General features: G+C 62.6%; 18 protein-coding genes, 1 other RNA gene and 1 pseudogene. 3 read left to right on the top strand and 17 right to left on the bottom strand.

All coding sequences use genetic code 11. The features are described from left to right. The first annotated feature begins 44 nt into the window (after positions 1-44). Together G7068_RS03975 and G7068_RS03980 are read left to right on the top strand one after the other, a co-directional pair. A complete protein-coding gene (locus tag G7068_RS03975; RefSeq protein ID WP_166289242.1) occupies positions 45-863 on the top strand; it encodes an inositol monophosphatase family protein in 819 nt (272 codons plus the stop codon). Further along, complete coding sequence (locus G7068_RS03980) at positions 860-1,279, top strand: DUF3054 domain-containing protein (protein ID WP_244304661.1); 420 nt, start codon at positions 860-862, stop codon at positions 1,277-1,279. Before G7068_RS03975 ends, G7068_RS03980 begins: the two co-directional genes overlap by 4 nt. Here the strand turns inward: G7068_RS03980 and G7068_RS03985 are convergent. From G7068_RS03985 to G7068_RS04060, 16 genes and pseudogenes are all read right to left on the bottom strand, one after another. Then, positions 1,276-1,890 (bottom strand): TetR/AcrR family transcriptional regulator, encoded by a 615-nt coding sequence (locus G7068_RS03985; protein ID WP_166289245.1) that lies wholly within the window; start codon positions 1,888-1,890, stop codon positions 1,276-1,278. The genes G7068_RS03980 and G7068_RS03985 overlap by 4 nt on opposite strands. Positions 1,891-2,024: 134 nt before the next feature. Continuing rightward, positions 2,025-3,023 (bottom strand): type I glyceraldehyde-3-phosphate dehydrogenase, encoded by a 999-nt coding sequence (gap, locus tag G7068_RS03990; RefSeq protein WP_166289248.1) that lies wholly within the window; start codon positions 3,021-3,023, stop codon positions 2,025-2,027. A gap of 92 nt (positions 3,024-3,115) precedes the next feature. After that, positions 3,116-4,057, bottom strand: coding sequence for a GlxA family transcriptional regulator (locus tag G7068_RS03995; RefSeq protein ID WP_166289251.1), 942 nt, complete (start codon positions 4,055-4,057; stop codon positions 3,116-3,118). Positions 4,058-4,160: 103 nt separating this feature from the next. Next, positions 4,161-4,533, bottom strand: a transfer-messenger RNA (tmRNA) gene (ssrA, locus tag G7068_RS04000). Positions 4,534-4,594: 61 nt separating this feature from the next. After that, entirely contained in the window at positions 4,595-5,836 is a 1,242-nt protein-coding gene (locus G7068_RS04005) for an alpha-hydroxy acid oxidase (RefSeq protein ID WP_166289254.1), read from the bottom strand. Between the two features lie 9 nt (positions 5,837-5,845). Further along, a complete protein-coding gene (locus tag G7068_RS04010; protein ID WP_244304662.1) occupies positions 5,846-7,297 on the bottom strand; it encodes a rhamnulokinase in 1,452 nt (483 codons plus the stop codon). Beyond that, positions 7,294-9,333, bottom strand: coding sequence for a bifunctional aldolase/short-chain dehydrogenase (locus G7068_RS04015; RefSeq protein ID WP_166289257.1), 2,040 nt, complete (start codon positions 9,331-9,333; stop codon positions 7,294-7,296). The genes G7068_RS04010 and G7068_RS04015 overlap by 4 nt, the downstream gene beginning before the upstream one ends. Before the next feature lie 65 nt (positions 9,334-9,398). Continuing rightward, positions 9,399-10,160, bottom strand: coding sequence for a DeoR/GlpR family DNA-binding transcription regulator (locus tag G7068_RS04020; RefSeq protein ID WP_166289260.1), 762 nt, complete (start codon positions 10,158-10,160; stop codon positions 9,399-9,401). 86 nt (positions 10,161-10,246) lie between these two features. Further along, on the bottom strand, positions 10,247-16,294 hold the full coding sequence (locus G7068_RS04025) for a family 78 glycoside hydrolase catalytic domain (protein WP_166289263.1): 6,048 nt from the start codon (positions 16,292-16,294) through the stop codon (positions 10,247-10,249). A gap of 110 nt (positions 16,295-16,404) precedes the next feature. Continuing rightward, positions 16,405-17,576: pseudogene (gene rhaI / locus G7068_RS04030) on the bottom strand (L-rhamnose isomerase). A gap of 5 nt (positions 17,577-17,581) precedes the next feature. Further along, on the bottom strand, positions 17,582-17,935 hold the full coding sequence (locus G7068_RS04035; protein ID WP_166289266.1) for an L-rhamnose mutarotase: 354 nt from the start codon (positions 17,933-17,935) through the stop codon (positions 17,582-17,584). Positions 17,936-17,937: 2 nt separating this feature from the next. Next, positions 17,938-19,383: an L-fucose/L-arabinose isomerase family protein gene (locus G7068_RS04040; protein ID WP_166289269.1), complete on the bottom strand. Its 1,446-nt coding sequence runs from the start codon at positions 19,381-19,383 to the stop codon at positions 17,938-17,940. 82 nt (positions 19,384-19,465) lie between these two features. Next, entirely contained in the window at positions 19,466-20,536 is a 1,071-nt protein-coding gene (rhaS, locus tag G7068_RS04045) for a rhamnose ABC transporter substrate-binding protein (protein WP_205881341.1), read from the bottom strand. A 23-nt stretch (positions 20,537-20,559) separates the two neighbouring features. Continuing rightward, positions 20,560-21,651 (bottom strand): ABC transporter permease, encoded by a 1,092-nt coding sequence (locus tag G7068_RS04050; RefSeq protein WP_166289272.1) that lies wholly within the window; start codon positions 21,649-21,651, stop codon positions 20,560-20,562. Continuing rightward, complete coding sequence (locus G7068_RS04055) at positions 21,648-22,703, bottom strand: ABC transporter permease (protein WP_166289275.1); 1,056 nt, start codon at positions 22,701-22,703, stop codon at positions 21,648-21,650. Before G7068_RS04055 ends, G7068_RS04050 begins: the two co-directional genes overlap by 4 nt. Continuing rightward, positions 22,700-24,247: a sugar ABC transporter ATP-binding protein gene (locus G7068_RS04060; protein WP_244304663.1), complete on the bottom strand. Its 1,548-nt coding sequence runs from the start codon at positions 24,245-24,247 to the stop codon at positions 22,700-22,702. Before G7068_RS04060 ends, G7068_RS04055 begins: the two co-directional genes overlap by 4 nt. A 184-nt stretch (positions 24,248-24,431) precedes the next feature. Between G7068_RS04060 and G7068_RS04065 the strand changes: the two genes are divergently transcribed. Further along, the gene (locus G7068_RS04065) at positions 24,432-25,439 is read left to right on the top strand and encodes a LacI family DNA-binding transcriptional regulator (RefSeq protein WP_166289281.1); all 1,008 of its coding nucleotides are present in this window, start codon (positions 24,432-24,434) and stop codon (positions 25,437-25,439) included. 500 nt (positions 25,440-25,939) lie between these two features. Here the strand turns inward: G7068_RS04065 and smpB are convergent, their stop codons facing one another. Beyond that, positions 25,940-26,416: an SsrA-binding protein SmpB gene (smpB, locus tag G7068_RS04070; RefSeq protein ID WP_166289284.1), complete on the bottom strand. Its 477-nt coding sequence runs from the start codon at positions 26,414-26,416 to the stop codon at positions 25,940-25,942. Positions 26,417-26,484: the final 68 nt, after the last annotated feature.

The following is a 26,484-nucleotide window of genomic DNA, read 5'->3' on the forward strand; positions in this document are numbered from 1 at the left end:
TCACTTAGAAGAAGAGCCTTTTTCGTTTCTGGCTAGGAGGCCACATGTCACAGCCCCCCGCTCCATCCGCCGATCTTGCGTTTGCTTTAGAGCTCGCGGATCTCGCCGATTCCATCTCGCTCCCCCGCTTTCGTTCGGCCGATCTCACGATTGAAACGAAACCGGATCGCACCTTCGTAACGGACGCGGACAAGGCGGTCGAGCTCGCTCTGCGCGAGCGGATCGAGGCGGAGCGCCCAGGCGACAGCTTCTTTGGCGAGGAATCAGGTCGAGCGGAGCGCGGTGAACGGCGCTGGATCCTCGATCCCATTGACGGCACCTCAAATTTCTTGCGCGGTGTGCCCAACTGGGCCACGCTCATCGCCCTCGAGGTTGCCGGCGAACCAACTGTCGGTGTTGTGTCCGCTCCTGGCTTCGGCGGCCGCTGGTGGGCCGAGACGGGATCCGGAGCGTGGGGGCAGCAAGAGGGCACCGATCCTCGCCCACTGCGTGTTTCTGGTGTGACCGACCTCGAGCACGCCTCACTCAGCTTCCAGAGCATTGAGCAGTGGGATCTTGCAGGCTACCTGCAGCCACTCATCGCGCTCAGCCGTGCCGTGTGGCGGGATCGTGCGTACGGCGACATGTGGTCGTACATGCTGCTCGCCGAGGGTCTCGTTGACATTGTGGCCGAGTTCGATGTGAAGCCCTACGATCTCGCAGCGCTCGTGCCGATTGTGCGCGAGGCCGGGGGCAAGTTCACCGACATCGACGGCGCAGAGAGCGCGTGGAACGGCAGTTCACTGGCGACAAACGGCGCACTGCACGACGCGGTGATTGCGGTCGTTGCGGGCGCAGGATCAGGATCGGAGGTCTCAGCGTGAGCGAATCACAGACTTCTTCCCCTACCGCAAAACACGTGCAGCCAAGCTGGAAGATTGTTCTGCTCGCACTGGGCATCGACGTTGTGCTTGTTGTGCTCTTCGCGGCGCTCGGTCGCAGCAGCCACTCGCGTGAGGCGACGCTCTTTGGCCTGTGGACAACAGCGTGGCCTTTTCTCGCGGGCCTCGCAATCATGTGGGTATCTGCCCGCGTCTCGAAGCACCCGCTGTCTCCCGTAAAGTCGGGTATCCCTGTATGGATCGGCACTGTGGCGCTCGGCATGATCCTGCGCGCGCTCACCGGCGCTGGCACGGCTCTACCGTTTGTGATCGTGGCCACCGTTTCCATCGCGGTGTTTCTCGTCGGCTGGCGATTGATTGCGCAGCTCATTCGTAGGGTTGCTGCGGGGCGGCGCTAACTACAGAAACCCGATCCCAACCCCAGCGTCCACTCGCACACGTCACTCACAAAGCGGGTGTACGCAGTGACCTCAAACTCATCGACGGAATTGACGTAGACGGAGTAGCCGTCGATCGCGATAAAAATGCGCACGCAGGCGGCAAAGGGATCGTCGGTGCGAAACTCCCCCACCGCAACACCGTCCCGAATCAGTGCAAGCATCCGTTCCCGATCCTGCACCTCTTGCGCCGCAATCGCCGTGGCCAGCACCTCGCTGAAGCGTCCCAGGTGACGCGCATTCAGCCACAGCCGAGCGAGGCCGTCGGCCTCGCCACTCGTCACGCGGCGCACGAGCGCAGCGAGACGCGATGCTGGGGATCCTGCCCCAGCAAACATCTGCTCGCGCTCACCAGAGACCGCGAGCGCAAAAGCCTCGGCAACCAGCTCCTCAACCGCCGGGAAGTAGTGGCTGATCAGGCCGGGCCTCACACCCAGCCGGTCGGCAACCGCCCGCAGCGTCACGCGCTCCAGCCCGTCAGCGAGCGCTATGAACGAGGCCTGAGCAAGGATCTCGGCGCGACGCTCTGCCGGTGGCTTGCGCGACCGGGCCGCAGTCTGCTGTGCCACCATGCTCAACATGATAGCGCCGGGCATGTCAGCCGGTACTCACAGACCTGCCGGATGGAAGCGGGCGGTTTCCACCGGCTGGCTTGTGAATACCGGCTGACATGCCCGGCACATTTGGCGCGAAAACAGCGCGCGAGTTAGTCCGCGAGCCGCGACAGCGTTTCAGCGACGCGGTTGGAGAATCCCCACTCGTTGTCGTACCAGGAGGACACCTTGATGTGGCGGCCAACCACGCGCACAAGCCCCGAGTCGAAAATCGACGATGCCGGGTTGCCAACGATGTCCGAAGACACGAGCGGATCCTCGGAGTATTCGAGAATGCCCTTCAGCCGCCCCTCAGCAGCCTCGCGGTAAGCAGCGAGCACCTCGTCTTCCGTCACATCACGCTCTACCATCGCGGTGAGCTCAACGATTGACCCGACAGGCACCGGCACGCGGATCGCATCCCCGCTGAGCTTGCCGTCAAGCTCGGGCAGCACCTTGCCGATCGCACGTGCAGCGCCGGTCGACGAAGGCACGATGTTGAGCGCGGCAGCGCGGGCACGGCGCGGATCCGAGTGCGGGCTATCGACCAGGTTCTGATCTTGCGTGTACGCGTGCACCGTCATCATGAACCCCTGCTCGATACCCGCGAGCTGGTGCAACACCTGGGCCAGCGGAGCGAGCGCGTTCGTCGTGCAGGACGCGTTCGAGATCACAAAGTGGCTGTCAGGATCGTAGGCGTCCTCGTTCACACCTCGTACCAGCGTCACGTCGGAGCCCGAAGAGGGTGCGCTCACGAGCACTCGCTTCGCACCGGCATCGAGGTGCAGGTGGGCGTCCTTAGCTTTAGTGAAGCGCCCCGTCGACTCAAGCACAACGTCGATGCCGAGGTCACCCCACGGCAACTGCGCCGGATCACGCTGGGCGAGAAGTTTGATGCGCCGATCCCCCACCACAAGTTCGTCGCCCTCAGCGCGCATGCGTGTTGCAGCGCGCCCGTAGACGGAGTCAAAGTTATACAGCTGCGCGATCGTCTTCGCGTCGGTGAGGTCGTTGATCGCGACCAGATCTAAGTCACTCGACTGCTCCAGTAACGCGCGCAGCACCCCCCTACCAATTCGCCCGAAACCGTTGATTGCAATACGACCACTCATGGCTGTCCTTTCTTGTACAGCTAAGGATCCCGCGTTGTAAGCACCTCACACCAGTGGCATCAATGCCACCTACAGAAAGGATCTCGCCAAGGTTACTCCCCCCGAGTGAAAGTGCGGCGATACTCCGACGGGGTCGTGCCAAGCACCCTCCGAAAATGAAGGCGCAGGTTCACCGCGGTGCCCAGCCCGACCTGCGTTGCGATCGCGTCAATGCCCAGCTCCGTGCGCTCAAGCAGCTCGCGCGCGAGGTCCAGACGCGCCCGCATGACCCACCGCATCGGCGTGTAGCCGGTCTCTTCAGTGAAGCGCCGCGACAGGGTGCGCTCCGACACTCGAGCGTGGGCGGCTAGGGTTTGGATCGTGAGTGGCTCGTGCAACCGGTGCAAGGCCCACTCGCGTGTACTGGCAAGGCGCTCGCCATAGGTTTCGGGCACGGAGCGACGCACAAACTGGCCCTGCCCGCCGCTGCGATACGGCGCCGCAACAAGCCGTCTGGCCGCGTGGTTCGCGGCGGCCATGCCGAGATCCGCCCGCAGGATGTGCAGGCAGAGATCGATGCCGGACGCGGCTCCAGCGGAGGTCAGCACGAAGCCCTCGTCGACAAAGAGGACACTCTCGTCGACGTTCACCCGCGGGAATTGCGCGGCAAAGATCTGGGCGTAGTGCCAGTGTGTGGTGGCTCGTTTGCCGTCGAGCAGGCCCGTCGCAGCCAGCGCGAATGCGCCCGTCGAGATGGCGGCGAGGCGCACGCCGCGCTCGTGAGCTCGCACGAGGGCATCAAGCAACTTTTCGGGAGGCGGCTCCCGATCCGGATGTCTTGTGCCCGGCAAGAAAACGAGATCGGCATCGTCGAGTGCCTCGAGCCCCTTATCGACGGAGTACGAGAGGCCGTCGCCGCCAGGAATCAGGCCAGGCTCGATCCCGCACACCTGCACCTCGTAGGGCATGCTTGCGCGGGTTGTAAACACCTGGGCCGGGATTCCCACGTCGAGCGGCTTCGCACCCTCGCGCACCACAACCGCGACCTTCTTCATGATCCAACCCTATGCGACAAGGCCGCCCTCTCGAGTGCAGAAAACACAAGAAGGCCACCCTCTCGGGCGGCCTTCTTGCTGACAATTCTGTGTGCGATGTGCCCGGTGGAGCCGCGGGGAATTGAACCCCGGTCCACTTCGACGATTCCATGCCTTCTACGGGTGTAGTTCGTGAAAACGTTCTACTTGGCCCCACCCTTTGCCACGAACACCTAGTGCGACAGGCCCAGTCTCAGCAAAAGTCCCGGTGTGCCCTGAGACACAACACACCAGCAAGCCTCCTAGATGACGTCAGGAAAACCGGGGCGGAGGCATACCCGGCCTGACGGACTCGGTCTCGTGCTTAGGCAGCGAGAGCGAAGTCGGTGCGCTTAGCGTTGGCACCTATAGTTTGCGAAGGGCGTTTACGAGATAACTCCGCGTCCTCGACCCGCTTCTCACAGTCTCAAATCGACGTGTCGAAACCGATCGGCCCCTAGCGTACGGGGCGTTCACATCACACACTGTTGAATTATCAATCCCCGGGAGACCCGGGTCCTACAGGTTACCACGCCGCGGTACCAACCGCTCCAGCTGCGTCACGTGCTCGGGCGTCAGCTCCTCAAGCGAGGCAACCTCGAGCAGCTTCATCGTGCGCACCACCTGATCGGACAGGATCTCGATCGCACGATCCACCCCGGCCCGCCCACCGGCCATGAGCCCGTACAGGTAGGCCCGGCCGATCAGCGTGAACTTCGCGCCGAGCGCGATCGACGCGACGATGTCGGCACCGTTCATGATGCCGGTGTCGATGACAATCTCCGTGTCTTTGCCGACCTCGCGCACCACCTTGGGCAGCAGGTGGAACGGGATCGGCGCCCGATCGAGCTGCCTGCCACCGTGGTTCGAGAGGATGATGCCGTCGACGCCCAGATCCACCAGCTTGCGCGAGTCTTCAACGTTCTGCACACCCTTGACCACAAGCTTGCCCGGCCACATGCCGCGAATCACGTCGAGGTCTTCAAACGAGATCGACGGATCCATCGCCGAGTCGAGCAGCTCTCCCACGGTGCCGCCCGTCGCCGACAGCGACGCGAACTCCAGCTTCGGTGTGGTGAGAAAATCCCACCACCACCAGGGCCGCGGGATCGCGTTGGCGATCGTGCCGAGGCTCAGCTGGGGTGGGATCGAAAACCCGTTGCGCTTGTCGCGCAGTCGTGCCCCTGCGACCGGGGTGTCAACCGTGAACATGAGGGTGTCGAACCCGGCAGCGGCGGCGCGCTCGACCAGGCCGTAGCTAATCTCGCGCTGCCGCATCACGTAGAGCTGAAACCAGTTGCGACCGTTGGGGTTCGCGGCCTTGACCTCTTCGATCGAGGTGGTGCCGAGCGTTGAGAGGGTGAACGGAATGCCCGCGGCGCCCGCGGCACCGGCTCCGACAATCTCACCCTCCGTCTGCATCAGACGAGTGAAGCCCGTCGGCGCGATACCAAACGGCATCGCCGAGGTGCCACCAAACACGGTAGCTGTTGTGTCGACGGTCGACACGTCACGCAAAATCGACGGGTGAAACTCGACGTCTTCAAAGGCCTGCCTGGCGCGCGCCAGCGACAGCTCCCCCTCGGCCGAGCCGTCGGTGTAGTCGAAGGCTGCAGCGGGTGTGCGGCGCTTCGCAATCTTTCGCAGGTCTTGGATCGTGAGCGCACTGTCGAGACGGCGTTTTTTGCCGTCGAACTGCGGCTTCTTGAACTGCATGAGATCCAGCAGCTCTGCTGGTTTGGGAACCTGGCGTTTAACCATACTGACAACCTATCTTGGCAAGTACTCGGTGAGGGGTGTGGATCGGGCAACGACCGCACGAAGGTCTTCGAGATCAGGGCCAACCTGGCCGAGCACGCGGGCCTGAATCAGCATGTTTCCCATGGCGGTGGCCTCGGTCGGGCCCGCAACAACCCGCAGGCCTGAGCGGTCGGCGGTGGCCTGGCACAGCAGCACATTCTGTGACCCGCCGCCCACGATGTGAATCACCGAAATCTCATGATTGGCGAGCCGCGCGGCCTCGCTCACGGCATCGGCAAACGCCTGCGCCAGACTGTCGATGATGCAGCGCACGATCTCAGCGCGGGTCTCGGGCGGGCGCTCACCGCGCGAGCGATACCAGTTGCGAATCCGCACCGGAATGTCGCCCGCCGACACAAACGCGGGGTCGTTCACGTCAAACACGGGTGCGGTGGCAGGCACCCGAGCGGCCTCGCTCAGCAACTCCCCCAGCAGGCTTGAGCGCTGCGCGTCGGTTGCGGCGGGCTCCCAGTGCCGCAGCGACTCGGAGAGCAGCCACAACCCCATCACGTTGTGCAAGAACCGAGTGCGCCCGTCAACTCCGCCCTCGTTGGTGAAGTTCGCGAGACGGGCTTCTTCGCTCAGCACTGGCGCGTCGAGCTCGAGACCGACGAGGCCCCAGGTGCCGCAAGAGATGAAGGCAAAGTCGCGGCCGGGGTTCGGGATCGCGACGACCGCCGAGGCAGTGTCGTGTGAGCCGACGGCCACCACGTTGAGCGCGCGACCAACCCGCTCCGCCACGTCGAGCGAGAGTTTTCCCAGTGACGTGCCCGCGTCTATGAGCGGCGGCAGTATCGCCTCAGGAATATCGAGGCGCTTCGCAAGATCAAGATCCCACTCCCTCGTCTCGGCCCCCAGCAGTCCGGTGGTCGAGGCGTTGCTGCGCTCGGCAAAGGCCTTACCGGTGAGCCAGAAGTTCAGCAGATCTGGGATCAGCAGCAGGCGATCTGCGAACGGCAGCATCTCACCTTCAGTTGCGAGCTGAAACACGGTGTTAAACGCGAGGTGCTGCAGCCCGTTGCGCGCAAACAGCTCCTCGGCGCCCACCCGAGCGTGCACCGCTTCGACCCCGGCCACATTGCGGGCATCGCGGTAGTGGTAGGGCACACCGAGCAGGCGCCCACCGCGAAATAGCCCGTAGTCGACACCCCAGGAGTCGATCCCGACGCTCACGATCTCGCCTGGCACCTCACGCTCGGCCGCGGCGAGCCCCATCACAACCTGGCGATAGAGCTCCAGCAGATTCCAGTGCATGCCGTCGCGGGTATGCACCGGATCATTGGCGAAGCGCGCAACGTGCCGCATCTGCAGCACACCCCGTTCAATACGGCCCAGGATCACCCTGCCGCTCGTGGCTCCGAGGTCCACAGCGGTAACAACACCCGGCTCTCCGGGCACCCGAGTCGAGGTCATCGCAGTCATCGCAAGAACGCCGCTGCCACACCCGAGTCAACGGGAATGTGCAGCCCGGTTGTGCGCGAGAGTTCCGGACCCGTAAGCACGTACACCGCGTCGGCGACGTTCTCGGGCACGACCTCGCGCTTCAGGATCGTGCGATTGGCGTAGAACTGACCGAGGTCTTCTTCGTTCACCCCGTAGGTCGCGGCGCGGTTGGCACCCCAACCCGAGGCAAAGATGCCGGATCCTCGCACGACACCGTCGGGGTTGATGCCGTTGACGCGAACGCCATACTCCCCCAGCTCAACCGCCAGCAGGCGCACCTGGTGGGCTTGGTCGGCTTTGGTCGCCGAGTACGCGATGTTGTTGGGGCCGGCGAACACGCTGTTCTTAGACGAGATATAAATGATGTCGCCACCCATGCCCTGCTCGATGAGCGCCTTGGCCGCAGCCTTCGACACGAGGAAGGATCCCTTCGCCATGACGTCGTGCTGCAAATCCCAGTCTTTCTCAGTGGTCTCAAGCAGCGGCTTCGAGAGCGAGAGGCCCGCGTTGTTCACGACGAGGTCGACTCCACCGAAAGCGAGCACGGCCGCGTCCATCGCCGCCCGCACGGCCTCCGCGTCGGCAACGTTTGCGGCGATCCCCACCGCAACATCACTCGAGCCAAGCTCGGCCGCTGCGGCCTGCGCCTTCTCGAGATCGAGGTCGGCCACGACAACACACGCGCCCTCGGCCGCGAGCCTCGTGGCGATGGCTTTGCCGATGCCCGAGGCGGCACCCGTCACAAACGCGATGCGGCCCTGGTGCGACTTTGGCTTCGGTAGGCGCTGCAGCTTCGCCTCTTCGAGCGCCCAGTACTCGATGCGGAACTTCTCGGCGTCGCTGATGGGTGCGTAGGTGGAGAGCGCCTCGGCGCCGCGCATCACGTTGATCGCATTGACGTAGAACTCACCCGCCACGCGCGCGGTCTGTTTGTTCGCGCCGTAGCTGAACATGCCGACGCCGGGGATCAGCACGATGAGCGGATCCGCACCGCGCATCGCCGGACTGTCAGCGTCGGCGTGCGCCTCATAGTAGGCGCGGTAGTCTGCGCGGTATGCCTCGTGCAGTTCGTGGAGGCGACTGATCTGGTCTTCGACGCTGGCCGTGGCTGGCAGGTCAAGCACCAGCGGCTTCACCTTGGTGCGCAGGAAGTGGTCGGGGCAGCTCGTGCCGAGCGCCGCGAGCGCCGCCAGCTTTTCGCGTGACAGGAACTCGAGCACCGCCTCACTGTCGGTGAAGTGCCCCACCATCGGCTTATCGTGCGAGGCGAGACCACGAATCGTCGGAGCGAGCGCCGCGGCCCTGGCCCTGCGTTCGGCCTCCGGCAGCGCTTCGAAACCTTCTACCTTTGCGCCGAAGGGCTCAGCGGCACCGTGCTCGGCGATGTAGGCGGCTGCGGTGTCGATGATCCAGAGTGAGTTGCGCTCGCACTCCTCGCTGGTGTCACCCCAGGCGGTGATGCCGTGGCCACCGAGGATGCAGCCGATGGCCTCGGGGTTGGCCTGCTGGATCGCGGCGATATCGAGTCCGAGCTGGAAGCCCGGTCTGCGCCACGGTACCCACACAACTTTTCCGCCGAAGATCTTGGCGGTCAGGGCCTCTCCGTCTGCGGCTGTCGCGATCGCGATGCCCGAGTCGGGGTGCAGGTGGTCAACGTGCGCCGCATTGACGAGTCCGTGCATCGCAGTGTCGATCGACGGGGTCGCTCCTCCCTTGCCGTGCAGGCAGTAGTCGAAGGCCGCGACCATCTCGTCCTCGCGGTCGAGCCCCGGGTAGACGTCAACGAGCGCGCGCATGCGGTCGAGGCGCAGCACCGACAGTCCGGTTTCGCGAAGTGTGCCGAGGTCGCCGCCCGAGCCCTTCACCCACATCAGTTCGACGGGTTCGCCCGTTACTGGATCCTGAGCCTGCCCCTTGGCCGAGGTGTTGCCCCCAGCAAAGTTCGTGTTCTTTTTGTCTGCGCCCAGGCGGTTTGAGCGGGCGATGAGGGTGTCGGCAGTGACATGACCGTTCATGAGGCTCCTGTAAGAGAAATGTTGCTTGATGTGAATGTAACACGAAACAACATCGAGGACAAGGGTCAGAGCACGTCGACGCTGTGACGGTAAGGATCGAGCCGCGGATCGTCTGCTGGCAGCTCTGTGATCAGGGTCGAGACTGAAGCAAGCTCGAGAGCTGCGCCCACCGACCGTCCACCAAGCTTGGACGAGTCGACACACAAGACGGTGCGCTCGGCCGACTCCGCCAGGTGCCGCTTGACCTCGGCCTCCGCAAGCGAAGACTCAGACGTGCCACCCTCGGGGTGAAGCGCCGCGGCCGACGTAAAAAAGACCTGCGTGAACAACAGGCGAGCGCCCGCATTTGCGATTGGGCCGACGAGGCTCCCGGTGACCCGCTCGTAACTCCCGCCGGTCAGCTGCGCATCTATTCCGTTCAGCCGCGTCAACACCTCAAACGTCTGCACAGAGTTTGTGCACACCGTCAGTTCACGGTCACCGCCGAGAATTTCTGCGAGTGCGTGCACCGTGGTCGAGGCATCCAGTGCGATTGCTCCGCGATGCGGCACAAGCGCGAGTGCTTTCCTGGCAATCGCAAGCTTCGCCGCTGATCGGGTCGCCAAACGATCGTCGTAGCTGCGCGGAGCCGGCGCGGATACCGCCCCGCCCCGCACGCGTCGCACAACCCCCTCATTTTCAAGGGCCTCTATGTCTCGCCGAATCGTCATTGCGGAGACGTTAAACTTCAGGCGCGCTTCGTCGATGGAAATCTCTTCACCGCGCGCGATGAGATCGGCAAGATCTTTTCTGCGACGCTCTGCGTCGATACTCCCGCTCACAGCCATGTCATTGAGCCTAGCGACTTCACCCACCGCGGGTGCAGCCCGACTTTACAAGCCCGGACCGCACCCGCGGGGAGAGCACCGCAACGCTACTTGCGGTACTGCGTCTCCAATCGGTAGATAAACGCAGCCATCGCCTCACGACTCAGCGCGCGCTTCGGTTCGTAGTTCCGAACCGAGCCCTGCTTAAAGCCGGTCGTGAGTTTGCTCGCTTGCATCCACGAAATCTCGGTATAGAAGTCCGATCCGGGCTTCATGTCGGCAAACGGCGACTGCTTTGGAGCCGTGAACTTCGGCGACCCCTCAAAGCGGTACATGAACGCAGCCATAGCCTCGCGAGTGAGCGCCTGCTTCGGACCGTACAGCGGTTTGCCGGTCGCCTGCTTGGTGCCCTTTGCGAGCTTCTGCTGGTACATCCACACGATCTCACGATAGAACTTATCGCTCGGTTTCACATCGGCAAACGGTGACGCGGCTGGCAGCTTGACCGCAGGTGAACCCTTCAGCCGGTACATAAACGCTGCCATCGCCTCACGAGTGAGCTCCTGCTTTGGCTCGTAGTAAAGGCCGTCCGACCGCTTGAATCCGGTTGTGTACTTCATCTGATGCATCCAGTCGATCTCAGTGTAAAACTGCTGCTGCTTGGGCACATCTTTGAAGACGGGCTTGTCACGAGGGGTCGTGCCAGAGTTATCTTTCTCCCACTTCGCAGTGAGTTTGAGATTGGCGGTAACCGGGGCCGAGAAATCGTAGGCCTTGCTGCCGACAAACCAGCCGGCGAACACGTATCCCTTACGCTTCGGATCGCTTGGCCGAGACACCTTCGATCCCGAAGCAACGTTCGGCACCGAAGCGACGGCAGAACCGCCAGCGCTGTCAAATGACACCGTAAATTTCTGGCTGGGTGCCGTGAGCTCGATTTCAGTGCTGCGCAGGGCCTCGGTGTTTCCCGCCACATCCGCGGCAAAGTACTCCACGAGGTGCGAGCCGTATCCGACAACCGGAACGGCATCAGCGCCAGCGAGCTGCCACTGTCCGCCGTCAACGCGATAGCGCACAGCTGCAACCCCACTCAGCTCGTCAGTTGCACTGAACGAGACGCTCGCGATGTTGAGATTCGCCGCTTCCGATCCGCGAATTGTTTTCACGGAGCTTACGGGCGCAGTGCTGTCGATCCAGACCTGCACCTTCTGTTCACCCGACGAATTACCCGCTACGTCGTTCGCGCGGTAAGACAGCTCATGCTGCCCCTCACCAGTGACCGGAATGGGAGCCGTGTAGTCTTCCCAGCCCTGCGCCCCACCAAACTGAACAGCGGGAGTTCCGGCACGGTCGTCGGTCGCGCTCAGCGTGACACTCGAATCTCCGCGGAACCATCCGTTATCACCCGGCACAGCACTGTCGACTGTCGCAGCGACAAGCGGGGGTGTTGTGTCGGCTTGCACCGGCAGAACCCAGCTGTCGGCAATCGAAGGATCCCAGAACCCACTCGCGTCACTTGGGTACTCGAACTTGATCCGCACTTTTCCGGTGTTCTGGAGCACACTCGGGTCGTCGATCAGCACCTGATGCGCCTTTGTGCCCTGGCCGCCCTCGCTACGCGGGATCTCGACCTTTCGCACGAGCACCCCGTCGACCCAGATGTTGTACTTCTTGGTGTGAGCCCCGTCATACGTTTCGAGGGTTCGCAGCAGGAAGGGCTTTCCGGCCTCAACGGTGTATTCCGCAGAGAACCACGATCCCGGGTTGTTGGTGTTTGCGTAGCGGCGGGTCAGACCAGCCTCATTGGGAGCGGTGCCACTCGCGGCGGCCGCCTGCACGGCGTGCGCCGTTTCAGACACGGTGTTCCCAAAATCGACGTGATCGAGTTGCCCCGGCAGATCCATCGCGCCGGGTGCCGCCATGCCGATTGTGAGCGCTGCATCTTTCTTCGCGAGGCTCACCCCTCGATCCACAAAGGAGACCGAGAGCGGCGCATCACCCGAGATGCCCTCGAGCCCCGCGAGCATAGGAACCTCAACCACCCGAGATTCTGCCGCGGGAATCGTGATTCGCTCGGAGGCTGGCGCCGCGACCGGGCCACCTGTAGGGGTCAGCACAACCTGACCGGACACGCTCGAGGTTCCGTCGTTGACAATGGTGACGGCCGCGGTGGCCTGCCCGTCATCGAGGTTCGCCGACGCGGTCACATCACCAATCTGCACAGCGGAGTCAACCTGAACCCAAGCGGTTTCGTTGTTGAGCGTAAAGGTGCCCTCTGGCGTCGTGAAACTGAATTTCACTCGCGCCGGATAGTTTGCCGGATTCTGGTGCTGCGGCACACTCGTCGTAAACGGCAGCTGTGCCTGGTCACCACCGGCGAGCTTATCGAATTTGAGTTTCACCGGATCGGCCTTCCAACCGACCACACTCACGGTGGCCTGCAGGTTAGTAAGTTCAACCGAACCGTTGTGCACAATCTCGAGCGCGCCGTCAACTGAAGCACCGGGTCGAGCCGCCGTTGTCGCTGGTGGCAATACAACCTTCAGCTTGAGCACACTCGCCATCGCGCTGCCGAATTGTGACTCTGCCGCGTCTAGTCGGGTCTTCAAGTCCCGCTTTACCGGCCCATCGACACTCGACTCATCGAGCCAGCTTCGCAGCTCTGTTACCCGCTTCGCGCCCTTCGCCAGACCAGCCTGTGCTGCTTCGCAGTTGTCGCTCCTCACGGCTTCTAGCGCCTCTTGCACCGCATCCTTGGCCGCACCGATCTCGTCGGCGATGTGGCCACGGTCTGCCGCAGACAGGTCACCCTTTTGGGCCAGCTCGCCGGCCCGATCCTCGACGTTCTTCAGCGCGTCAAGCACGCCCCCAAAGGTCGCGAGATCAGGATCCACCACGAATTTGTACTTACCAGACCCGATGGTGAACGTTACAGATCCGTCCGCAGCTTTGATGCCACTCACACCGTCAACCTCAGACAGTGCTTTGCCACCCTCAACAACAGCGATCTGATGCTGCGCCGGCACCACAACCTGAGCCGTGGTGTTTACGGGCACAGTCACGTCGAGCGCCAGGTTGCCGCCGTCGAGCTTCCAGTCCGACGCGATCGTGCCGTAGACCGACTCGTACTTGCCGGACCCGTGGGTCAGACCGCCACCGAGAGAGGGCGCCACTTTAAAGCTGTGATACCCGGGCTCAATCGGCGAGATGCCGCCGATGTTGCGATACATCCAATCACCAACCGCGCCGTAGGCGTAGTGGTTGAAGGAGTTCATTCCCTCGTCACCAAAACTGCCGTCGGGCTTAATCGAGTTCCAGCGCTCCCACATGGTGGTGGCACCGTTCTCGATCTCGTAGCCCCAGGAAGGGTAGTCCTTCTTCGACAGCACGGTGTAGGCGATGTCGTTGCGCCCAATGCTGCTCAGCGCGGGAAGCAACCACGGCGTGCCAAGGAACCCGGTCGTCAGGTGGTTGTCGCTCTTTGCAAGCTTCTCGATGTATTTTTGACCGACCTTTACCCGGAGCTCGGGATCTGTCACCAGATCCATGCCGAGCGCCATCGCATACGCGGTCTGGCTGCCTCCCTGCACGGTGCCGTCAGGGGCGATGAGCTGCGCCGTGAACGCCGCACGCACATCTTTGGAAAGCTGCGCGTAGGCTGCCGCGTCTGCGTCTTCACCAATGGCCGCAGCCATCTCGGAGAGCATGCGTGCGTCTTCGGCGTAGTAGGCGGTGCTCAGCACTGCCGTGCCGGTATTGTCGTCGAGATTGAGCCAGTCGTTCCAGTTACCGCGTTCAGTGTCGATGAGGTCGTCACCGGCGCCACTCTTCACCAGCTCAAGGTACTTCTTCATCAGCTCGTAGTTCTGCTTGATGATCGTGTCGCTGCCCTGCGCGTGCCACACCGCGTAGGGCACCGTGATGCCCGAGTCAGACCAGCCGACACCGGTGCCGAGATCGACCCCGGGAACAGATGGTGCGATGCCCGGCAGGTCGCCGTTCGGTCGCGCGGAATCCGTCAGATCCCCCATCCACTTTTGCAGGAATGCCCTGGTGTCTCGCAGGTAGCTCGCGGTGGGAGCGAACACGTTGATGTCACCCGTCCAGCCGAGGCGCTCGTCACGTGCGGGAGTATCGGTCGGGATCGACAGGAAGTTACCCCGCTGGCCCCACGAGATGTTGCTTGCGAGCTGATTCAGCATGGCGTCAGAGGTGTCGAGTGATCCTGTACTTGCGAGGTCCGATCCCCACACCACACCCGTCACGTCTTCAGCGGCGGGAGCAGACACAGCACCAGAAATCTCAATGTAGCGGAACCCGTGCTGCGTGAACTTTGGTGTGTACTCGACGACACCATCGCTCTTAAACGTGTAGTAGTCAGTCACCTTCGCGGCGCGCAGGTTGCCAACGTAGAAGCGACCGTCTGAGTACAGCTCTTCTGCGTAGCGGATCTTGACGGTGTCGCCAGCCTTGCCCTGAATCTTCATGCGAGCGACGCCGACCATGTTCTGCCCAAGGTCGTAGATGTAGCCGTTCTCGACTCCAGGTGAGTCAGTGCGTTTCTGCACGGGAAGCTCCTGGGTCACGCGCACGGGCTCGTCAGGCTGAGCCACGAGCTTTGCGGTATCAGAAGCGCCAATGACGACGGGGCTCCAGGCACCGTCGTCGTAGCCCGAGCGATCCCAGCCGTTCTGCTCGGCGTTGGCATCGTAGTGTTCGCCGTCAATATTGTCGGCTGCGGCGTAAGGACCAAAGTGGCTCTTCCAGGAGTCGTCGGTCTTGACGGTCTGGTGACTGCCGTCGGTGTAATCGATGCGCAGCTGGGCGATTAGGCCGACGTCTTGGCCGAAGGTGCCGGGGCCCCACATGCCGTTTTTACCGGCCCACCAGCCCGCACCGAGTTCGGCACCAAACGCATTCGCGCCGTCCTTAATCTGGTCGGTGACGTCGTACGTCTGGTACTGGATTCGTTTTGTGTAGTCGGTTGACCCCGGTGCGAGTTTTTGATCGCCAACTGGGGAGCCGTTGAGCTGCAGTTCGTACACCCCGTGTGCAGAGGCATAGGCGCGCGCAGAAGCGACCGTCTTGCCCGACTCGGTGTTGAATTCTGTGCGCATGAGGGGTTTGTTCGCGTCTTTGCTCACGAACAACACGTCACTTCGATTGCCGACGCGCAGACCCGCGGGGGTGATGGTGCCCCCGTTGAAAGGGTTGCCGTTCGAAAAGTCAGTGTCTAGCAGCACGTCGCCGTTTTTCGCGGTCACCTTAACAGCCTTGATATCGGCGGATTCGTCAATATTGTTCGCGTAGTCCTGGCGAAACCCGATGAACCCCTTCGCAAACGAGGCATCGGTGCGCTCGTCGATCTTGGTGTTATCGAGCTTCGTTGTGATGGTGTTGCCGTCGACGGTCACCGAGAGCCGGTGCGTGCCAGTAAGCAGCTCGTCCGAGGTGATGCCGGGGATGGGTTTGTTATCGAGCAGCGTGTAGGTGTTGTTGACACGCTTGTGCGGGCGAAACTTGGGGATCCCGCTGCCGTCTGCGGTAGAGATCTGCCACATGTAGGCGTTGCTTGTGCTTGCGGCGCGGAAGAACGTTCCTATCGCGAGCCGGTCAATATCAAAGTCAATATCGGCGGTGTAATCGGCCCACTTATCGACCTCACCACTGCCCGATTTGCCGATCCAATCGGCTTTCCAGTCGCTCGTCTTGAGGCCCGTCTCAAACCAGCTGGTCTTCGACCATTCGCCCTGCTGGTCGTTTCCGTCCCAGAGCCGAACCTGCCAGTAGTACCGCGTCTGACTCTGCAGCGCGGAGCCACCGTACACAACATTGAGCTGATCGTCCGACATGACCTTGCCGGTACTCCACATGTCGTCACTGCCCGAGCTCGTGCCGACACGCACCTCGTAGGCGCTCTGCACGACTCCGCGCCCCTCGGCCTCCGACTTCCAACTGAGCGTTGGCGCCTCAACCGCAATGCCGAGCGGCTTTGTTCGAGCATTGGCTTGCAGTCCAACAGCGCTCATTGTCGCTGGGGGCGCCGCCGAGGCCGCAGCCGTCGCAGCAAAATTGCCCGTCGAAACGAGGGCGATCGATAGTAATACTGCCGCGGCGCGCTTTGCTCGCCATCGGTCCCGCGTGGTTTTCTCCATCTTTGCAGACTCCCTTTACTTGAAACGATTCAACATTGAAGCGTCACGTACGCAGACATAGCCATGCGGGGGCTACCGTCGCCGTAAGCCCCCGCACCGCAGCAGACGGCCTAGGCCCCCCAGCTTGCCTGTGTGCCGCCGACGCGCTCGGCAGAGATCTTCTCGAAATAGCCGGAGGCGGCGTAGGCGGCCATCGGATCCGCGGGCAGCCCCCGCGACTCGCGCCACTCGGCGAGAGCCGGCCGCACGTCGGTGTAGAACGCGTCCATGAAGAGGCCGCTAGCGCCGAGCACATCGCCAGACTGCTGTGCCACGGCAAGCGCCTCGCGATCCACAAGCAACGCCCGCGCGGTCATCTCTTGCACGTTGAGCACGGAGCGGATCTGGCCCGGAATCTTATCTTCGATGTTGTGGCACTGGTCGAGCATAAAGGCGACCGGGCTGTCGACATCAAGCCCACCTCCGCGCAGCACCTCGAACAGAATGCGGAACAGCTGGAAGGGATCGGCGGCACCCACGATCAGGTCGTCGTCTGCGTAGAAGCGCGAGTTGAAGTCGAAAGAGCCGAGCTTGCCGAGACGCAGCAGCTGCATCACGATGAACTCGATGTTTGTGCCCGGGGCATGGTGGCCGGTGTCGAGGCACACCATCGCGCGCTCCCCAGCGCCGCCACCTGCACGTACGAGGTACCCCAGTCGGGCACGTCGGTGTGGTAAAAAGCGGGCTCGAAGAACTTGTACTCGAGCACGAGGCGCTGCTCGCCCGACAGTCTCGCGTAGATCTGCTGCAGCGATTCATGGAGACGATCCTGTCGGCCCCGCATGTCGGCCTGGCCCGGGTAATTCGATCCCTCGGCAAGCCAGATCTTGAGGTCGCGCGATCCCGTCTCGTCCATCACGTCGATGCAGGCGAGGTGATGGTCGATCGCCTTGCGGCGGATCGCGGCGTCCTCGTGGGTCAACGCCCCAAACTTGTAGTCGTCGTCTTGAAAGGTGTTGGAGTTGATCGTGCCGAGAGACACTCCCTGGTCTGCCGCGAAGCGACCAAGCGCGGCGTAGTCGTCCACACGATCCCACGGAATGTGCAGCGCAACAATGGGCGCGAGCCCGGTCACCCGGTTCACCTGCGCGGCATCCGCGATTTTCTCGTAGGGATCGCGTGGTGTGCCCGGGGTCGAGAACACTTTGAAGCGTGTGCCCGAGTTGCCGTAGGCCCACGAGGGAACCTCGATCGCTTGCCGCTCAAGCACGGCGAGCATGTCGGGAGTCAGTGTGTTGCTCATGATGGTCACTTTCTAGCGTTGTCGCGCTGAGTCAGCTGGTCTTCGAGGTGGAACACCTCGGTCAGTTCAAGAAATCCGTCGTCTGGTGCGCCATCAAGATCGGCGAAGAATGGCGCCATCTCGGCCTGCCACTTCGCGTTCACATCGGTGGCGGCCATCGCGGCTTGTAATTCGTTGAGCGGCTTCTCTGCTTCGAGGTAGCCGATCAGCAGACCGTCTTCGCTCACAAAAAGCGAGTAGTTCTGCCATCCGGTATCGGCGAGTGCCTGCAGCATCTCGGGCCACACGGCTGCGTGGCGCTCGCGATACTCGGCCATGCGCTCAGGCCGCAGCCGGAGCTGGAAGCAGTAGCGTCGCACGGTCACACCTCCCGGTAGTCGATGCCGAGCAGCGATGCTGCGGCACGATAGGTTTCTGCCCGGCTTCCCGTCGAGAGGCTCCAGTGGTGGCCCACGCCGGTCGCCGACCACGCGTCAACCCACTCGCCCGGATCCCGGGCGAAGTCGACGCGGGTTGTGGTGTTGCCAATCTGCAGGAGTGGCCCCGGCACCGCGGTGCCCTCCGATACAACAAAGGAAAGCGTGCCGTCAGCGTCTTGCCCGAGGCCGAGCAGGGTCACCGGCCCCTGCTGCACGTCGAACTCGACCGAGACACCCCAGCCGCGCTTACCGTGGTAAACACCGAGGCCGCGCAGCAGCGGATCGCGGGCCGACACCGCGAGGTGCGCCGGTCCGTCGTGCCCCATCTCAACAACGTTGTCTTCAAAGTTCAGGGCCTGAATCTCGCAGAACGAGCCGCCCGCGCCGATCACCTGTGATGCGAGCTGGGCGACGGTGGTGCGCAGCTCGAACTCGCCGGTTGCCGGGATGCCGCGTGCGGTCAGCAGCGAGGCGCCGAGAATCATGCCCGCCCCGATGCGCTCGTGCAGTTCGCCGTCGAGCCCGCGGTGGTAGTACGCGAGCGAGTCGAGGTCGAAGTCGTCGATGAGGCGGTCGAGCGCGACCGACACCCGGGCACCCCAGGCGAAGTCCTCTTCTTTCACGGAGTCATCAACGGTGAAGAGTTCTCGGGCGAGACCGATCCTCTCGGCCGTTTCTGCTTCCGAAACCGCGTCGATGCGCACCCGCAGATCGTCAAACTCGAGCACCTCCACGTGCGAGCCGAAGGTTGCGGGCAGCAGCGTGAGGTCGGTCGAGACGTCGAGCATGCCCGGGTACAGGTGTCCCATGAGGCCGTGCCTAGCGTGACGAAGCGCGGCCCGCACGTGCGCCGCCGCGATCCACTGTTCGATGCGATGCCACGCGCTCTCTTGCCGCAGCCAGCCGGACACCGAGCGGAACGGGATCCCCGCCCGGCGAAACACGTTGCCAACTTCCGGCACCGGGCACTGGCCGCAGTAGGCGAGCCACTCCCCCGTCGTGAAGCTCGCGTGATCCATCTTTTCGGTGGGCTGCAGGTCGATGACCAGCACCGGCGCCCCAGATCGCTGCGCAATCGGAAGCACCATCGAAGCGGTCAGATAGGTCGTGAGGAACAGCACGATGAGGTCACAGTCAGCACGGCGCAGCTCCTCTGCTGCGGCCGCCCCCTCCTGCGCGTCCGAGATGAAACCGACATCGGTCACCTCGGCGTCCATCTCGGCGAAACGATCCGATACGTACCGCGATGATTCCTGCAGCTGCGGCAACAGCGCCGGAAACTGCGGCCAGTAGGTACCGAGGCCACCGGCCACCAGCCCAATACGGGGCTTGCGGCGGGTCTTCATGGGAAGCAACTCGGAGATGTTGCGATCGGGTGCGGAGTGCATGGTGAAACCGTTCCTGGGTAAAAGAAGTGCTTGGGGTGTGCGGGACCGGAGGTCCGGCCCCGCACGTCAAACGAGCTGCGATCTAGAAGTCGTAGTCGTCGATGTTGTCTTTGTTGAAGACCGTCGGCGGTCCCACGATCACAAGACCGTCGGCGCCAACCTTGCGCTCGCCAAGATCCCCGGCCTTGAACGTGTCGCCTTCCTTGCCGGTGATCGAGCCATCGTCGAGGGCCATACCCGCGAAAGCTGCAACGTAACCCAGCTGAGCCGGATCCCAGAGCGCAAACTCGGTGACGGTGCCGTCCTTCACGAACGGACGCATCTCGTTCGGCAGTCCAAGACCGGTAAGTGCAACCTTGCCCTTGTACTCAGAGGTCGAGAGGTACCGAGCCGTGGCAGCGATGCCAACCGTGGTCGGCGAGATGATGCCCTTCAGGTTCGGGTATGCCTGCATCAGGCCCTGGGCCTCCTGGAACGACTTGGTGTCGTCATCGTCGCCGTACACCTTCGTGACGAGCTTGATCTTGGAGTAGTCAGGGTTCGACTTCAGCTCCTCCTCCATGTACTTGATCCACTCGTTCTGGTTCGTAGCATTTGCGGTTGCCGAGAGGATCGCGATGTCACCCTCGCCACCGATCTGCTCCGAGATCAGCTTGAGCTGAATCAGCGCGACATCCTTTGCAACGACCTGGCTGACGAAGATGTCGCGGCAGTCCTTGTTGGTGTCGGAGTCGAAGGCGACAATCTTTGCGCCGCCATCACGGGCTTCCTTCAGCGACGGGCAGACGGCATCGGGATCGTTTGCAGCGATCACGATCACGTTGGTTCCGGCCTGCGTCTCTGCGTTGATGAACGAGACCTGGCTCGAAGCGCTCGCGTCGAGCGGTCCGACGACCTGGCTTGACTTGAAGCCAGCTGCTTTTGCTCCCTTTTCGCCGCCGCCAAGCACTACATCGGTGTACGGGTTGTTCAGCTGCTTCGGGATGAAGGTGATGGTCTGATCGCTTTTGCCGCCTCCATCGCCGCTGCCGGAGTCAGCCTTGTCTCCGGAGCCGGACGATGAACACCCGGTCAGGGCGATCGCTGCGACGGCAATCATTGATGCTGTGAGCGCGAGTCCACTTCGACCCCGCCGCGTCATTGAGAGTTTCATTCTGCGTTCCTTTCAAGTTGGCGTCAGACGCCGGGTGTTCCTGAACCGGAGGGCTCCGGAAGTTCTTTTCGTATTCGGCGATCGTGCGCCCAGCGCTTAAACGCCGCCCCGATGCTGGGGGTGATGACCGAGACGATCAGCAGTGTGCCGGTGACTATGATGAGCACCACGTCAGAGACTCGACCGAGGCGCAGCGCGTAGTTGATCGTACCGATCAGCAGCACACCCGCGAAGACACCGGGGATCGATCCCTTACCGCCGAAGATCGAGACGCCGCCGAGCAGCACCGCGGCAACGACAGTGAGTTCGAGGCCCGAGGCGTTATCAGAGCGAGCGCTCGAATAGCGAAGTGTCCAGTAGATGCCAGCGAGTGCCGAGACACCACCGCTCGCAACGTAGAGCCAAAACTTCGACTTCACGATGTCGATACCCACGAAGCGAGCCGCTTCCTTTGAGTAGCCCATCGCGTACAGGCCGCGACCGAACGGTGTGAAGTGCAGCAGCATGCCGAAGATCACCACGATCAGCAGCACCCCGATCATGACGGTTGGGATGCCGGTCGATCCAATCTTCGACGTGAAGAAGGCGGTGAACTCGGGCGGAAAGTTCGCCACGGCGTTGTCACCGATCACCACGAGCGCGAGCCCACGGAACAGTGCGAGCGTGCCGATCGTGACCGCGAGTGACGGCAGTCCCACCACACTCACGAGGAAGCCGTTGAAAGCGCCAGCCACGATCCCGATTCCAATCGAAATCGCGATCGCCGTGCCCATGTCGAATCCTGCGGCCCACATGACACCGAGTGAGGCGCTTGTGAGACCCGCGATCGAGGCCACTGACAGGTCAATCTCACCGGTGATGATGATCAGCGTCATCGGCATCGCGATGAGCAGAACCGGGATCACGTCGAGCAGCAGAAACCCAACCGTGACCGGCGAAGCGAAGCGCGGGATCGTGAGCGAAAACAGCAGGATCGTTGCAAGCAGAATGCCGATCATGATCGCGTCGCGGCTCAACAGCCAGCGTGCGATGCCGGTGCGCCCCTTTGGCTCACCGCTCAGCGTTTTTGAGGTGCTCGCGATCGTCAGCGATGCCGAGGTCTCGGTGCTCGTCATTTTGTTTCCTCCTGCTTGGCACCCTCGACCGAGTTGCTGACTTTAAGTTTTCGTGCGGTGCGGAGCGATGCGAGTCGATCGATCAGGATCGCAGCGAGAATCAGAATGCCGACGATCGCCTGCTGCCAGAACTTGTCGACCCGCAGCGCCGTGAGCGCCCCCGTGATTGTCGTCAGGAGCAACGCACCGAGACCAGCTCCGATCACGGATCCGCTGCCACCGAAGATCGCAACACCACCGACCACCGCCGCGGCGACCACGTTCAGTTCCATGCCGGTTCCAGTGGTCGCACCGACCGAGTTGAAGCGAGCCGCGTACAGCACACCCGCGAGGCCCGCGAGCGCTCCGTTGGCGAGAAAGGCCACAAGCACACGCTTCTGTACCTTGATGCCAAACAGGATCGCAGCGTCGGGATCCGATCCGATCGCGTAGAGATCGCGCCCCGGTCGGGTGCCAATGAGAATCACGGCGATGACCGCAACAACAAGGATCGCAATCAGTGTGATGATCGGAAAACCCAGGAAGCTGTCTACGGCAAGATTGCCGAACTCATCGGGACGATCATCGGCAAAGTACTGCGTGCCGCCCGCCCACCAGTTGTTGATGCCGCGGAACACGTAGAGGGTACCCAGCGTGATGACCAGCGCGGGGACCTTCGCGACCGTGACCAGCAGGCCATTGACGAGTCCCAGTAGCGCCCCAAACAGGATCCCAATCACAAACACGATCCAGATCGGGATCCCCTCGGCCATCACAAACAGCGTGCCGGTGCCGTAGGCGACGAGCCCTAGCATTGACCCGACCGACAGGTCGATGTTTCGCGTGATGATCAGCAGGGTTTGGCCCGCCGCCAAAATGATCATGATGGTCGCGTTGAGCAGCAGATCCTTTGTGCCCTGCGGTGACAGGAACAGCGGGTTCGCTGCGTACGTGAGACCGATCAGCGCGATCAGCGCGATGGTAACGGGGAGCTCTCTGGCGCGCAGGATTGATCCCACGCGGGAGTTCGGTTTTGCCGGCGCCTTCACCGGCGTGACTTGTGCGGTACTCATTCGGGGGCTCCCTGCGTTGCCTGGGCAAGGTTGTGGGTGGCGGCGTACATGACGTTTTCGGGGGTGGCATCAGCACGGTCGATGGTGGCGGTGACTTGGCCCTCACACATCACAACGACTCGATCGGCCATGCCGAGCACCTCGGGAAGTTCGCTCGAGATCATGATGATGGCGATGCCCTCGTTCGCGAGGTCGGAGAGCAGGCGGTGCACCTCAGACTTCGTGCCGACGTCGATGCCGCGTGTTGGTTCGTCGACGATCAGCAGGCGCGGGTGCATGGAGAGCCACTTGGCCAGCACCACTTTCTGCTGGTTACCGCCCGAGAGCGTCGAGGCCGCGTAGTCGATAGACCCCGTCTTCACCTGCAAGCGCTGGGTCCATTCCTGGGCAACCGCACGCTCGCGCGATCCGCTGATCAACCCAAACCGAGCCAGGCGCTTGCGAAGCGCGAGCGTTGCGTTGCGCCCCACGGAGAGATCCATGACCAGCCCCTGCTTGCGGCGATCCTCGGGCACAAAGCCGATGCCGGCGGTGATTGCGTGCTGCACTTTGCGCTTGGGCAGCTTCTCCCCCAGCATCTGAACGGAACCGGAATCGTAGCCGTCGACACCAAAGACCGCCCTGGCGACCTCGGAACGACCGGCGCCAACGAGACCGGAAAGGCCGAGGATCTCGCCCGCTCGCACCTCAAAACTCACGTTACTGAAGACACCCGCGCTGGTGAGGTTCTCAACCTTGAGCACAACGTCGCCGATGGGCGCGTCTTCCTTCGGGAACAGCTGGTCGATGTCGCGACCGACCATTTCTTTCACGATGCCCTCGATGGTCGCGTCGCGTGTCATAACGGTCGAGATGTACCGACCGTCGCGCATGACGGTGATGCGGTCGGTGAGCGCAAACACCTCTTCGAAGCGGTGGGAGATGAACATGATGGCGGCACCGCGGTCGCGCAGCGCGCGGGCCACCGTAAAGAGCCGCTCGACCTCAACACCGCTCAGTGCGGCAGTTGGTTCGTCCATGATGAGCACACGCGCGTCGATGGAGATGGCCTTGGCGATCTCGATGATCTGCTGATCCGCGATCGAAAGCCCCTCAGCAACGCGATCAGGATCGATGGGCACCCCTAACTGTGCGAACAGCTCCTCGGCCTTTGCGCGCATCGTGGCGCGGCTAATGAGACCGAGCGCACCCTTGGGCTGGCGGCCGATAAAGATGTTTTCTGCGACGGTGAGATCGGGGAAGAGCGTTGGCTCTTGGTAGATAACCGAGATCCCCGCGTTTTTGCTATCGCCGACCGTTCGGAAGCTCTGCGGTTCACCTTCGATGCGGAAGTCACCAGCATCGGGTGTGTAGAGCCCCGCCATGACCTTCACAAGCGTGGACTTGCCCGCGCCGTTTTCGCCAACGAGGGCGTGAATCTCACCTGCGTGCAGCTCGATCGTGCCGTCAGCGAGCGCAACCACCGGCCCAAATGTCTTAACGGCCCCTCGCAGCGAAAGTAGTGCTTCGCCCGGGTGTTCCGTCTGACTGGGTGCCAGATTCATGTGCGTCCTCTCCATTGAGGAAAATGAAACGATTCATTTTCGACTGGGGCAAGACTATTATTTGACCGGTTTGCTTGTCAAGTGATTGCCTTCGACATACGCTAACCGTTATTGAAGCGTTTCAAAGAGTGCCGGTAAGATACATAACTGTAAGCGAACCCACGACTGCAAGGAGGCGACCGCCATGAGCGTGAGTGTGCGAGATGTTGCCCGCGAAGCAGGGGTATCGGTCGGAACCGTCTCCAATGTGTTGAATCGCCCCGACATCGTTTCTCCCGCCACCGTCGAGCGGGTCACCCTCGCCATCGAGCACCTCGGTTTTGTGCGCAACGATGCCGCCCGCCAGCTTCGCGCTGGGCGCAGTCACACTATTGGGCTCGTTGTGCTCGACACCCGCAACCCGTTTTTCACCGACCTCGCGCACGGGGCCCAAAACCGCGCGCTAACCGAGGGCTACACCGTGCTGCTCGGCGGCAGCGACGAGTCGAGCGACCGCGAATCAACACTGCTCGATCTTTTCGAGGAGCAGCGCGTAGCGGGTGTGCTCATCTCCCCCGTGCGCACCGACCTCAGCCGCCTGTGGCGACTGCGCGAGGCGGGCACCCAGGTGGTGCTTGTTGACCGCGGCAGCTCAGACCACTCGTTCTCTTCCGTGTCGGTCGACGACGTCAAGGGCGGCAGCGCCGCGGCGCAGCACCTCATCGACATCGGTCGTCGACGCATCGCGTTTATCGGCGGGCCGGTCGATATCGAGCAGGTCGGCCAGCGCCTCGAGGGCGCCCAGTCGGTTGTTGCGCGATACGCCGATGCAGCCCTCACCATCTACCCGACCGAGGCACTCACCGTGCTCGAGGGGCGGCGCATCGCTGAGCAGATCTCGGCTCTGCCACCCGCGAAGCGACCCGACGCAATCTTCGCCGCCAACGATCTGCTCGCGATGGGCGTCATTCAGGCGCTGGTCATGTCAGGATCGCTCCGCGTGCCCGAAGACATCGCGCTTGTCGGCTACGACGACATCGATTTTGCCAGTGCCGCGGTTGTGCCAATCACGTCGGTGCGGCAGCCGTCATCCGAGATCGGGGCAACCGCCGTTGAGCTGCTGCTGCGCGAGACCGCGGGAGCCTCCGAGCGTGAACAGATCGTGTTCCAGCCCGAGCTCATCGCGCGGGCCTCGACACTCGGCAATCGCTGACGGAGCTGGGCGGATTCACTCGTCCGTCTGAGCGCTAATCCCCAGCAATAATCGCACGCGGTCTGGCCCCGCACCCTCCCCCGGCGAGTGCCCACCTAAACAGCAAGTACCCACCTAAACCACCCGCATCATATGTGGGCACTAGTCACTTACGTGGGCACGAGCCAAGTCTTAGTGGCGCAGACTCCCCGATCCAAGCCCCACCAAGAAGGCGCTCCGCCATCCCAGGCTGACGCCCTCGCCGAAAGTGCACTTCAGCGCCGAGCCTGCAGTTCTGAACCGCGGTCTCGGCACCGGAACGCAATCTCGGCACCAGACCGCACGCTCGGCACCGAAACGCAACCTCGACACCAGACCGCACGCTCGGCACCGAAACGCAACCTCGACATCAGACTGCACGCTCGGCACCGAAACTCGACCTCGACACCAGGCGGCAGCCATCAGCTCCCAAGCATCAGCCATAGGCCCAAAGCACGACACCGCGCCCGAAACTTTGCGCGCTACTCCCCCAGGTGCTTGCGCGCAGAAATGGCGCGCTCCGCCTCACGACGGTCCTGGCGCTCGCGCAGCGTCTGACGCTTGTCGTATTCCTTTTTGCCGCGGGCGAGTGCGATCTCAACCTTTGCGCGGCCATCCAAGAAGTACATGCGCAGCGGCACAATTGTCATGCCACCCTCGCGGGTCTTCTGGTACAACTTGTCAATCTCGTGCCGGTGCAACAGCAGCTTGCGCTTGCGACGCGGAGCATGGTTCGTCCACGATCCGTTGAGGTACTCGGGAATGTAGGCGGCATCAAGCCAGGCCTCACCGCGCTCGATGAACACGTACCCGTCGACGAGCGAGGCACGCCCCATGCGCAGCGATTTCACCTCGCTGCCCGTGAGCACCATTCCCGCCTCGTAGGTGTCGATGATGAGGTACTCGTGCCGAGCCTTCTTGTTCGAAGCAATCAGCTTCTCGCCAGTTTCCTTGGCCATCCCCACATCCTTTCCTACTCGCGCGGGCGCAATGCCCCAGACTATCTGATTTCAACCACCGCCAACAT

This window comes from Leucobacter viscericola (assembly GCF_011299575.1).
In the GTDB taxonomy this organism is placed as follows: Bacteria; Actinomycetota; Actinomycetes; order Actinomycetales; family Microbacteriaceae; genus Leucobacter; species Leucobacter viscericola.